The organism is Paenibacillus sp. FSL W7-1279, assembly GCF_037969845.1.
GTDB lineage: Bacteria > Bacillota > Bacilli > Paenibacillales > Paenibacillaceae > Paenibacillus_AQ.
In genome coordinates this window covers 679,727-692,115 of the sequence record NZ_CP150215.1, presented here as the reverse complement: position 1 = coordinate 692,115, position 12,389 = coordinate 679,727, and the positions used below count along the sequence as shown (strand labels likewise).

The window sequence follows — 12,389 nt, the reverse complement described above, 5'->3', positions numbered from 1 at the left end:
ATCGATTAGTTAAAGATTACCGCATCCAGTGAATATGCACCCGCACCCGTGAATACCAGTGCAACTGCGACTGCGATCAACAGCAGATTATACTCGTACCCATTCGCTGTAGACCAATACCCGTTTCGGCCATGTACCTTCACGATTGCGCCCAGCATCGTCAGCGTGATGAGCGCTGCACCGAGCACCGTGAGAAATCCAGCCGCGAACAACAGCCCGCCAACCAGCTCCATCAGTCCTGACAACACCGCAATTGTGACACCAGGCTTAATGCCAACCGATTCCATCCAGCCGCCGGTCCCTTTGGGTCCGTAACCGCCAAACCATCCAAACAGCTTCTGCGCGCCGTGCGCCATGAACGACAAACCAACCACCAAACGAAGTAACAACAATCCAATATCTATAGCCATTTTATTCGCCTCCATTTTATTTTTCATTTTCATAATTTATAGAAATCCATCGACACCGTTTACCGATATCTTGATTTAAAGATATATACATATAGAATGATTAACCAGCTTCATCTTCGCTAACGTTTAAACACTTTAAACTTACCCCTTTCAATCAACTAACTTTTATATAGTCACTTAACTTAATATTAAGATATATGAAATACATCCTCCTGTCAACCGTTTATTTAAACGCCAATACAAAAAGCGTGCAGACGGTAGTCTGCACGCATAACTCATGATTCATCGTGTAAAGTCATTCCGCCAGCTTCTTGATTTCGCTGTCGGTTAGCGCCACGTTGTAAATCCGCACCTCATCCAAGCTCCCGTTAAAATAAGGGTCGGCCGCAAAACGGCTTTTACCTAAATAAGCTTCCGTTGCCAACAGTTCATTCGGATTCAGCTTCATATGATCACCGGATGCTACGACTTGACCGTTCACGTACAGCTTACCGGCATCCCCTTGCAGCGTGACCGCAACGTGCGTCCATTCATTGCTCGGCAGTGGTGCCTTTGACAGGAGGCTCTGATCTCCCATGCTGCCATGAAGCGTGAATTGAAGAACGCCCGAATGCTGGGATGGTGTCAGAAACATATGCCTGGCAAGTCCGTTCCCTACGTCCAACACTCTCTGCCACGGTGCTCCACCCTTCCAATACACCCAAGCAGCAAAGGTAAAGTCCTCTGTATCCGCAACCCGGTTCGGCAGTTCAATATAGCCGTCCGAGCCGCCAAAGTCCATTCCGCCTCCCTGCCGGCTCTTCTCATTCCACTGGACTCCTCCAAGGACCTTGCCATGAAATCCATTATCCGAGTTGTCTAATACCGAGCCGCCCTCATTCTCACTGAATGGATAATTCAGCAGCAGCGGCCCTGCTGACTGCTGCAACACGGTCACGTCAAAGGTCTTGGAAGTCTTCGCTTTGCCTTTCGTAATCTGAGCGGTCAGCGTAACCTTCGCGTCCCCGGCCCCGGCAGCAGGACGATGGACCTTCCCTTCCGCTGATACGACCTGGGAATGAGAGGAACTCCAGCGAATAACCGCACCGCCGGAACCCTCTGACGGCAGATCAAGATCGTAGAAAACCCCGCTCACATCCCCGAGAGACAGGTCCTTCTGCACGGCATCCACGAGTTCCTTGTCGCTTCGATCAAGCTGACGTGCGCCCCACACAGCTGTGCCATCGGCCGAGAGAGCCGTAAAGGTCATCGCCTGCCGCTTCCCTTCCGGGTCCCACTGCAGAGTCAGTACGCCTTTATAACTCTTTCCATCCAGAGTAAGCAGCACATCCCGCTTGCCGCTGATCTTCCATGTCCCGGATGCTCCGCCCGTCACTTTACCGTTCTTATGAAGCTCAATCGGCATCGATTCTTTAATAACGGACGAAATATCTTTCCCATGTTGAATCAGCTTGTAGTCTCCGGCTGCATCATTCGGCGTAATTTTCTTGGCTTCTTTGGCTTCCTCACCCGCATAGCGGTATGGAGCCGCTACCGGCCAGCCGTCCTGGTTCATATACAATTCATGCACCCGGATTTCATGCTCTTCTCCCCGCTGCGGAAAGCGGCTGTGAAAGATTAGGAATGTTCTTCCGCTCTGTTCATCATAATAGACGGAGTTATGGCCCGGCGATACAGCCCCGGTGCCGATCCCCGTTCCCGGATCGCCGATCAAGCGCTTGAACAAGTAGTTGCCCATCAGTTTCACGCCATACGGCTCAATCGATCGGTCATCAAAAATCGGAAGGGAAGGATCGGCCTTCACCTCTCTCATATCGTTGCCCTCCGCATCGTAAAAAGGACCATCCGGATTTTTGGAGCGGACGACCCGCATATTGTAGCCGCCAACCGCATCCAATCCCCCGTAGGACAAATACAGGTAGTAATAGTCCGTGGTCGGGTTGTAGAGCATGTACGGCCCTTCAATCCGGCTGTGGTTGCCGCCGAGCAGCTTCTTGCCGTATCCCTGTCCAGGCAGCGGTTTTCCGGTCTTAGGATCCAGCTCCATTATAAAAATCCCGCCGGAATAGGAGCCGTATACCATCCACAGCTTGCCGTTCTTATCAAAGAACACATCCGGATCCACCACATTCGGGTGCTTCGTTGCATCATAGACGGTTCCATCCTCACTGATCTCGTCCCACATGCCGGATTTCAGAATAATGCCGGTGTCCTTATACGGGCCTTCGATCTGATCGGCTACAGCGATGCCCATAGCCGAGCGGGGGGAATCCCCTTTGCAAGCATTGTAGTACATATAGAATTTGCCGTCGGCAAGCTGAATCACATCCGCTGCCCACAAGGTATCGCTCTGTGCCCATTCCAGCGTTTCTTTCAATTCCTCCGTCACGTTCGGAATCAGCGGGTTGCCATTCGAGACCCCCGACGCCACCATGTTCCAGCTCATCAAATCCTTCGATTTTGCGGCGGCCAGATGAGAACCGAACACATAGTATATATCCCCTGTCTTGATGACGGACGGATCATGGACGGATGCCTCTCGGAATATAGGCGCTTTCTCTCCCTTCTTCACCTGCGTCTCCTGCGCCTCCTGCGCGTATACCTCAGGACCGCTCGCTGCAGGTCCTTGGCCTGAAGCGCCTAAACCTCCCACCATTAAAACTGCGGCTATCCCTGCCGCAGCCGTCTTACTCAGCATGCTCTTGTGCATATGATTCTCCCTTCGTCCCCGTTTTTTGTAAACCCTTACATAAATGAAAAACCAAGATGTTTAGTTTCGTAAATTCGTCGCTGTTTAATTTAGATTAATATAAAATGTTTTATATTTGATAAGATATTAACACTGCTCGGCATGAAATATCAATGCAAATTCTTATTATTTATGGCTACAAATCAATTATTGGTAGGAAAGACCTAACAAAACCCTGATCCAATGCGGATCAGGGTTTTGTTTTATGTTTACATAAAATTAAAGGGCGTCATGCGTTAATATGTCCACCAGTTACCCGACATGACGATCATCGAGAACAGCTTGATGCTTTCCTCATAATATCCCTCGGCGGATGCATTCGCCGTGTAACTCCATACCGAATTCAGCCAGCTCTGGTGGCTGGACGAAGTCATCGCACTTACGCCAAAAGGAGCATAGAACGCCCCACTATTATAAGTCACCAGTGCACTGCCGTTCAGGTTATACCCTGCCTTGATGTTGGCAGGACTGCTGCTTGTGGCTGATTTAATGAACGTGTTCATCTTGTTCAATTGATTCAGCGCGCGCGTATCGCCGGTCATCAGATAGTCGGTCGTAATCCGCCAAGGGGTCCGGGACGAATTATAATAATACTTCCCGTCATTTGCCCCCTCCAGGAATCCCGCTTCTGCAGGCTGATAATTGCTGCCCGACATGACTACGAAATCCGGAAGCAAGCCGGTATTGGAGCTGTAGCCGTTATAGATGGAGTTGATGATGGTATAGGTTTTATTAATGACGTTATCCCAGCGGGCATCGCCGGTAGCCGCACGGAATGCCTTCATATGGTTCAGCATGAAATCCGATGGCCGCGTAGCGGTGTCGAAGATGCCGCTTGTTGCCCAATCGCCTAAGCGCAGCGTCCACTGCGACTGATTAACGTCATTGCTCATGATGGCATTGATCATATCCTTTGCTGCCTGCAGGTAATTGATCGCCCCGCTGCTTCCCCACTGCTTGTCCGCAAGCAGGAGTGCGTAGGCAATGTCCATATCGCCGTCCGTTGCCGAATTGGCTCCCCCTATATTCTGAAAGCTGCTGTTCTGCTTCCAAGCCATCAGATACGGATTGTTATTACTCGGATGCGCTTTATAATAGCGATAAAGTCCGTCGAAATACGACTGGGCATTACTATCGTATCCCGCCATCAGAACGGTGAAGAGCATCCCGTAGCCATGAGCCTCGGACACCGTCTCGCCCGCCGAATTGTATTTTACGTAATATTGCCCTGTCGCTGCAGGCTTCAGGAAAGACCCTTTCCAGCTGTTCCATTTGCTCTTGACCGCATTGTCCATCGCTGACTGCGTCACATTGTTCGGTTTAATCGAACCGCTCGTATACGACGTATGCTGGGGAAACGGCTTGTTGGCCGCCAGAGACAATCCGGCTGGCAAAATCAGTAGAACAGCGCAGAACAACACAGCAGACTTACGGATGATCGAATTTCGGAATACTTTCATCACGCTTCGCTCCTTTGTTTTACGAATTGGAAAGCCATTACCACTACAGCCTGGTAAACCGGTTTCGAATCAACCACCACCCTTCCAATAATCGATGGAAACGAGGAACGCTGCTTATATGTATTAATACCAAGAAAATTAGATATGTAACTGCCTCCATATAACAAAAGATATTATTCATATCTACTACTAGTATAATAGAATTGTATATTATTGTAAATTAATAGTTTGACGGAATTGATTCCGACGCAAGCAAAAAGCCGCCTTTCTGCAGCGCCATCACTGCTCGGAAAGACAGCTATCATGTTTCCTCTTCCATTCCTGTGCCGGAATCCCATTCCCGGAACTCAAGCGTTGTCCGCGTAGTTAAATATCGTCCCCAGCGTCGTTGATCCAGGGCCATACCGCTCATAAGCCTTGTCCGCTTCATCCACGGGGACCACATGCGAGATCAGCGGTTTAACCGATATTCTCCCTTCCGCCAACAGACGAATATACTCGGCGATGTTGCGGCCTTCCGTCCAGCGCACAAAGCCGATCGGGTAATCCGTATTGTTGAGTTCATAGCTTGCGTCGTAACGGCCCGGACCGCCTGCTCGCGATATGAGCACCTGCGCCTCCTTGCCAAACATCCGGTCCCGGGCGTAAGTCATGGACAAATCGCCGACAATGACGATTTTTCCCTTATCCCGAATCCATGACATCGAAGAGTTGATGAGTTCCTCCCCGGGACCGCTTGCGCACAGAATAACGCTGTCGGCTCCATATCCGCCCGTCATAACCTGAATCTGCTCCTCAAGCTGCTCCCGGTTATCATAGGCATAAGGAATATGCCGCTTCATCCCCTGCACCCGCTCCGGGTTCAGGTCAAATCCTGCAACCGGGCAAGCCGCCGCGTGCGCGATCTGGGCAATGATCTGCCCCAGGATGCCAAGTCCGACCACCACGGCCGATTCGCCAAAGCGAAGATCCGCCACCCGCAGGGCATGGATTGCAATCGCTCCCAGTCCCGCAAAAGCCGCTTCCTGCGGATCCACGCCATCCGGAACCATCGCTGTTAGGTTGGAAGGCACTGTAAGCCACTGGGCATGGCGCACGTAAGGAGCCCCATAACAGGCCACCCGTTGACCAACGGTTAGCCCCTGCACGCCTTCCCCCATGTCTTCGACAATTCCAACAGCGCTGTAACCCATAATGACCTTCTGATCCGATGCTCTTCGTATAAAAATCATCTCCGTGCCCGGGCTGACCGCCGAGTATTCGGTACGAATCCGCACATGGCCTGCCGGCAATTCAGCCGGCTTCTCGATTTGATCAACGATCACGTTTCCATGAATCGTGGCAACAGCCTTCAATATGAACCCTCCTGCTCCACCTCTTATTTTCCTGATGCTTTCCGATATTCGCTGGGCGATACGCCGCTATACTTCTTAAACGTTGTCGTAAATGTGGAAGAGTTCGAATACCCCGTTTTCTCTCCGATTTCGGCAATGCTGAGATCCGTGTTCCGGAGATATTCACGTGCGTGCGATAGTCGGACCTTGTTCAAATACTCCACATAATTGACGCCGAATGTCTTCTTGAAATAATTCGAGAAATATTTCGAGCTGGTATCCAGCACTTCAGCCATATGGTCCAAATACAGATTCTCCATATAATGAAGTTCGATATATTGGGAGATGAAGGCGGGATTCAGCTTGCTCCGCGGATCATGGTTCCGCGTATTGGCCACCACGCGCATCACTTCCATCAGCGCCTTCTGAATCTCTTCATAGGTGTAGGCTTGATCGACCTTGCGGATGAAATCACTCTCCAGCCGAAACAGCTCATTGCGATCAACGGACGGCGAGTCCGCCTGCTTCATGACGAGAAAGAACATACTCTTCGCAATGTGCACCAGCTGATGATGATGGATGTGAAGATCGGCATTCTGCTGAACAATGTCACTCACGATCTGGAGTCCTTCGTCCACCTTGCCGCTCAGCATGCAGTTGCTCAGCTTCTCAATCTGCTGAAGCGGATAATAAATATCCGGGACGTAGCGGATTTGCTCCGTGTCGACCATATCCGTGTCTGCCTTCACATTCCGGTATAACCGGCCATCCTTAATATTCCGGTATGCCTCGCAGCAGTTGCTGATCTTGGACTCATATGTCCGGCTAACGCAGCCCCACACCGTGAACATATCCGTATACTCCTGGTTGCACAGACGGATATAGTCTTCGAATTTCCGTACCAGCTGCTTGCGGTCCGACGGCTGATCCAAACCGATAAGCGCAAGGAATCTCAGTTCTTCCACATGATAAACCACCACATGTTCATAGCGTTCCTGCAGGCTGCTTCGAATCTGGGCCGTCAACTCCTCCAGGACAAAATCCGCCTGGGCCGCTCCCTTGCCGGCAGGCTGCAAATACACGGCCGCCATCATGAAATGCCGGCACTGGAAAAAATGCGTGTAATGCTTTTGCATCTGCATTTCCTGCTCGCGCGAATGGTGATGGCCATCCAGGGTTTGCAGAAACACGCCGCGGCGAATATCCTCATCCACCAGGTCCATCTGCTTCTTCAGGGATTCATTCTCCCGCTGGACCTTGATGATGCCGCTCTGGATTTTTACAAAATCATTCCCTTTCAGAGAACTGCCTCCGAGCAGCTGCACAATGTTCTTCACCGGCCGGTACAGATAGATGCTGAGCAGCACCGACAAGATGACGTTTAACGCAATCGCGCCGTACATAATCCAGGTATTGGCATTCGTGACGGAATCGATATTTTGAAACTTATACGGCAATTTATTGATATATATATAACCGTTATAGTCCGATTTGTAGAAATTGTACTCAAAATCGTCGTGCGTGAGGGAGGCTTCCTGCGACGGGTTAAAGTATACGTCGTTCAGAATGCCTACCAAATCCAGATCCTTCTCGGTGCTCAAGATGACATTCCGGTTCGCATCCAGCACGATGAGCGAGGCGCCGGGAATCATCGAGTTCAAATCGATCCCTTTCAGCAGCCGGTTCACGTTGATCAGGACCATGAGGTTTTTGTTCGACATCCTGACCTTGTTGCCGTCCACGGCTATCATCAAATTACGGCCATATCCGCTGCTCTGATCCGCATAAACCTCTGCCGGAAAGATGGTAAGCTCGTGCTCCGATCGGGTAAACGTCTTCCAGAACATCGAGTTGAACTTCTGGGACTTGTACCGCCTGTCAAACAAGGCGTCGAGGTTGCTGGTTCCGCGCGTCGTAATGGCCAAATCATGATTGTCGAACGAGATGACCACATCCTCCACGATGTCCACGTTGGACACAATGCTGGAGACGCTGTCCTGCAAGGAGATGACTTTCTCCATGTCCAGCATGCCGTTCTCCATCAGCATCCGATCTGAAGGAAGCGCATGGATATTAAAAATCAGGTTGTTTATGGAGGAGAAACTGGTATCAAACGACTGAATGATATTTCTGATCACCATCCGGTTGTTCTCGCTCACCTTGTCGTAAATTCCGGTAATGGAATTCTTGTACACAATGTAATTGAATATGAACATGATGCCGACGACCAGTTGCAGAGCGAAGAAAATCTGGAGCAAACCTCTGTTGGCGATCAATCGATTCATACGGATTCACCTCTCTTGGATGTCATCCCTTCATATTCAACATGAAAGCCCTCGTCACCTCCCCGTTATCCCTTCTCGGAACCTAGCATGACCCCTTTGGCAAAATACTTCTGGGCAAACGGATAGATCAGCAGCACCGGAATCATCGACAGCACGATGGTTGCATTCTTCATGGCTTGCGGAGCAAGCGCCGACGCATCCACCAGACTCGGGTTGCTGCCGTTCTCGCTGAAAATCAGCATATCCCTAAGCACGACCTGGAGCGGATACATATTCGCATCGTTCAGATAAATCAGCGGGATAAAGAAGCTGTTCCAGTGACCCATGAAGTAAAACAATCCGATTGAGGCCAGCGCCGGTTTGGACAGCGGAAGCACGATCTGGAACAGAATACGGTACTCGGAAGCGCCGTCAACAACAGCTGCCTCACGCAGAGATTCCGACATGTTCTCGTAGAAGCTTTTGAGGATTAACAGTTCAAAGGTCCAAATCGCATTCGGAAGCACGAGCGCCCATACGCTGTCCAGCAGGCCAAGCTCCGATACAATTAGGTAGTTCGGAATGATCCCCGGATTCAGGAACATGGTCATGATGATTGCCAGCAGAAAGAACTTGCGCCCGAAAAAGTTTTTACGTGCGAGCGGATAAGCCGCTACGGCCGTAAGCAGCAGATTAATCACCGTACCGAGCGCGGTATAAAAAATCGTGTTCAGGTAGGCGCGCGGCACCCGATCATCATTTAGCACCTGGGCATAGGCGTCCAAATTAAATCCCTTGGGAAACAAGGTGATATTCCCTTGCACCACTTCGGAAGTTGCACTGAGGGAAACGGCGGTGATATACACGACAGGGTACACGGTAATAATGGCAAGGCACGTCAGAATCAGCGTATTGATGATGCCAAACAACGAGATATTCCGAAGGCTGAAGCGTTTGTTGTTTACCATAATCCGCTACCTCCCAGCCGCTTGCTGAAGTAGTTGGAGGACAGCAGCAATATCATGGCAACCACGGCTTCAAACAAGCCCACGGCTGCACCATAGCTATAGTTGCTCTCCAGGAGCCCTTTCCGGTAGACATATGTCGAGAATACGTCCGCTACCTCGTAGGTCATCGGATTATAAAGCAGCAGTACCTTCTCGTATCCGATCCGGAGCATCGATCCCGTCTTCAAGACAAACATGATAATAATCGTTGGAAGAATGGCGGGAATCGTAATTCTGAAGATCATGTGGCGTCTTTTGGCACCATCCACCTTGGCCGCTTCGTAGAGCGACGGGCTGATCCCTGCGATAGCAGCCATATAGATAATGGCCTCATAACCGACGGTTGCCCAGATATCCGAGGAAACATAGATGGTTCTAAACCAGCTCGGTTCTATGAGAAAGTACGTCTTCTCAAAGCCTAGCGCGGCGATAAGCTGGTTAATGATCCCCTGATTGGGCGACAGGAAGTCGATGATCATGCTGCTGATAATGACGACCGACAGGAACGAAGGCAGATAGCTGAGTGTTTGAACCGACTTTTTGAACCATTTCACTCTGACCTCGTTCAAGAGAATCGCCAGAATGATGGGAAAAGGAAAACCAAAAATGAGATTATACACGCCGAGAAGCAGCGTATTCTTGAACAACAGCCAGAAATCCGGACTGTTAAAAAATTTCTCAAAATGCTTGAGCCCCACCCAGTCGCTCTCCAGGATGCCGGTGAATACGCTGTAGTCCTTGAAGGCAATGATTAAGCCGTACAGGGGCCCGTATCGGAAAATAATATAAAACAACAGGCACGGGATAAACAAAATCAACAGCTGTCTGTCCCGCTTCATATGCTGAAAGGCCGAAACCATTCTTCTTCCAAGCCCGCCGCGGGGATTGGCGAGATTCGTCTCTGTCCCTGCACTTGACATGGTGTCCCCTCCTTAAGATGATGAGCAGCACCCGAGCGTGGTACCCGGATGCCGCCATCACTCCTATTTCTTCTGCAGATTAATTCGTGGCTTCATCCAATCTCTTCTGGGCTGCGTTGAAAATATCGACGAGCTGTTTAGCTCCCTGCTTCTCAGCCTGAACCTGCCATTGCTGCCACTCGGCATCGCCGTAGTTTTTGTTCAGAATGTATTTTGCGTTAAATTCATCCGCCAATTTCTTCAGCGAGGTTTGGATTTCCGCAATCGTTGCGGTTTCGTCATCCGTAAAGTTCACAACCGGATCCAGCGGCTCGAATTTATTTCCGTTCAGCAGCTTATCCTGAGCTTCCTGCTCCTTCTCCGTGTAGTTGAAGTACACGCTGCGCTTATCGGAATTGACATACAGACCTTGCAGCCACAGACCATAACGGTCCTCCAGCACGCTGATATCCACCAACGGCACGTCGGTCAGCTCCGGATAGACGGCTTTATCGCCTTCCATCTTGAACGTCTCGCCTTCCACGCCCATCGTTACCAGCGTTGCGCCGGACGGGCTCGTCAGGTAGTCGAGCAGCTTCAGGGCAGCTTCCTTGTTGTCGTTGTTTGCTACCGCGATGCTGAAGCCGTTCGTGATGCTCTCGATCGTTTTGCCGTTGCCGGTCGGTCCAACCGGATTTCCGTATCTCAGGTCATAATTCGGGTTTTGATCCTTCACCTGGTTGTAGAACAGGTCCAAACGTCCGATCCAGTCATAGGTCACAAAGGATTTATTGCCTGACGTCATTTTCGCCGTCCAGGAATCGTCGGTGTCCGTCATGAATTCCGGATCCAGGAGTCCCTCGTTATACAGCTTCTTCATAAAATCGAGCATTTCTTTGTGCTCTGGCTGTATCGTAGCGTATTTCCACACCTTCGCCGTCTCGTCGTAATACGTCGGATAGTTGGCTCCGCCGATTCCCCAGCCGAAGGCCCAGTCGCGGAAAATGTGCTCTTTCGTCTTGGAGGCGTAAGGATAGGAGTCCGGATAGGCTTCCTTCAACTTCTTCAGAGCCTGGTAAAACTCGTCGGTATTCGTCCATTCCTTGATGCCCAGCTCATCGAAAATATCTTTGCGGTACAGGAAGCCGTGGTTGACGTCACGGTTAATGTTCGCAACCGGCCAGGTATAGATGTTGCCGGATTCGTCTCCGAAGGACGGAATGACCCACGGGTTCTCGTCCACATACATTTTTTTGAAGTTCGGGAGCATGTCGAGATATTCGTTAATGGCAACAACCGCTTTCTGTTTGCCGATCTTCTTCAGCTCTGGAGGCGTCAGCCCATGGATAATGTCCGGGAGCTTGCCGGATGCAACGGTTACTTTCAGTTTGTCTTGAAACGTAGCCGAGGAATAAGCCTGGAAATTCACTTTGATTCCGGTTCGCTTCTCGATTTCCTTGGCAAGCAAGGAATCGTTCAGATTGGTTTTCTCGCTGACGACCATCCAATTGATCGTTGTCGGTTTATCGACCAATGGAAGCGCGAGGCCTCCTGTATCTCCATATTGATCGGGATCTGCCGGTGCCGTTGGAGGTGCTGTGTCTCCGTCCGTTTCGGGAGCTGCCTCTTTATCTCCTCCGCTGCATGCTGCCAGGATCGAAATGATTAATGTAAATACGAGTGCCATGCGAAACCACTTTTTTGTCATGTTCGTTCCTCCTCATAATTCATCATTTAAATCAGGCTGTCTGAATCTGTGCGATCGCTACTCTACCCCCGTCATTTCCACTCATCTGTGTATGTTTGCTTACTTATCCGGTCTGCGCTGCTGATGCAAGTCGCTTTCTACCATTCCTCCTTGTTGGCGAAGATCCCCAGCTGAGCGCAGGGAATATTCTAAAATCATTCGGGCAGCCGATGCCGATCCCCGGCACGGATTTTTCTACCCATCCACATCATAAAAACGCTTCCACGATTCGTAAAGAAGCGTATTTCTGCGAGATGGTGTTTTTTCTCGATCAGGCGGATAAAAAGCCGAAAACCCGCTTAATATCAGGCTTTTCAGGGAGATGGAAAATGCTAAAGCGGTAGAAATAGATAAAAAAAGCGAGGAATTTCATAACGAAATCCCTCACGGAGTATGTTAAATTTCTTCTCTTCGTCATCGTATATTAGAGAAGTTGATGCCTTAGGCGTTATAAGAAAATGGGAGTGAATTCATTCACCCGTTTCGTCTTTCTTCGCTTTGGATCAGAAGCTTCATCTG

The 12,389-nt window shown here is 50.2% G+C and carries 8 protein-coding genes; all 8 read right to left on the bottom strand.

Annotation, left to right across the window (positions count from 1 at the left end):
• Positions 1-5: 5 nt before the first annotated feature.
• On the bottom strand, positions 6-410 hold the full coding sequence (locus MKY82_RS02890) for a DoxX family protein (RefSeq protein WP_113059259.1): 405 nt from the start codon (positions 408-410) through the stop codon (positions 6-8).
• Positions 411-705: 295 nt separating this feature from the next.
• A complete protein-coding gene (locus MKY82_RS02885; RefSeq protein WP_339295453.1) occupies positions 706-3,120 on the bottom strand; it encodes a LamG-like jellyroll fold domain-containing protein in 2,415 nt (804 codons plus the stop codon).
• Between the two features lie 275 nt (positions 3,121-3,395).
• Positions 3,396-4,619, bottom strand: coding sequence for a glycosyl hydrolase family 8 (locus MKY82_RS02880; protein ID WP_339221346.1), 1,224 nt, complete (start codon positions 4,617-4,619; stop codon positions 3,396-3,398).
• Positions 4,620-4,966: 347 nt separating this feature from the next.
• Positions 4,967-5,974 (bottom strand): zinc-binding alcohol dehydrogenase, encoded by a 1,008-nt coding sequence (locus tag MKY82_RS02875; RefSeq protein ID WP_339295452.1) that lies wholly within the window; start codon positions 5,972-5,974, stop codon positions 4,967-4,969.
• 23 nt (positions 5,975-5,997) lie between these two features.
• On the bottom strand, positions 5,998-8,238 hold the full coding sequence (locus tag MKY82_RS02870) for an AraC family transcriptional regulator (RefSeq protein ID WP_339295451.1): 2,241 nt from the start codon (positions 8,236-8,238) through the stop codon (positions 5,998-6,000).
• A 65-nt stretch (positions 8,239-8,303) separates the two neighbouring features.
• Entirely contained in the window at positions 8,304-9,185 is an 882-nt protein-coding gene (locus MKY82_RS02865) for a carbohydrate ABC transporter permease (RefSeq protein ID WP_127593775.1), read from the bottom strand.
• Positions 9,179-10,144 carry an ABC transporter permease subunit gene (locus MKY82_RS02860; protein ID WP_083397714.1) on the bottom strand — a complete coding sequence of 322 codons (966 nt, stop codon included), beginning with the start codon at positions 10,142-10,144 and terminating at the stop codon, positions 9,179-9,181. Before MKY82_RS02860 ends, MKY82_RS02865 begins: the two co-directional genes overlap by 7 nt.
• A 79-nt stretch (positions 10,145-10,223) precedes the next feature.
• A complete protein-coding gene (locus tag MKY82_RS02855; protein ID WP_194540661.1) occupies positions 10,224-11,831 on the bottom strand; it encodes an extracellular solute-binding protein in 1,608 nt (535 codons plus the stop codon).
• Between the last annotated feature and the right edge of the window lie 558 nt (positions 11,832-12,389).

Excerpts from the sequence above, each read along its gene's own strand:
- MKY82_RS02890 (WP_113059259.1), bottom strand. The coding sequence starts at position 410 with ATGGCTATAGATATTGGATTGTTGTTACTTCGTTTGGTGGTTGGTTTG.
- MKY82_RS02885 (WP_339295453.1), bottom strand. The coding sequence starts at position 3,120 with ATGCACAAGAGCATGCTGAGTAAGACGGCTGCGGCAGGGATAGCCGCA.
- MKY82_RS02880 (WP_339221346.1), bottom strand. The coding sequence starts at position 4,619 with ATGAAAGTATTCCGAAATTCGATCATCCGTAAGTCTGCTGTGTTGTTC.
- MKY82_RS02870 (WP_339295451.1), bottom strand. The coding sequence starts at position 8,238 with ATGAATCGATTGATCGCCAACAGAGGTTTGCTCCAGATTTTCTTCGCT.
- MKY82_RS02865 (WP_127593775.1), bottom strand. The coding sequence starts at position 9,185 with ATGGTAAACAACAAACGCTTCAGCCTTCGGAATATCTCGTTGTTTGGC.
- MKY82_RS02860 (WP_083397714.1), bottom strand. The coding sequence starts at position 10,144 with ATGTCAAGTGCAGGGACAGAGACGAATCTCGCCAATCCCCGCGGCGGG.
- MKY82_RS02855 (WP_194540661.1), bottom strand. The coding sequence starts at position 11,831 with ATGACAAAAAAGTGGTTTCGCATGGCACTCGTATTTACATTAATCATT.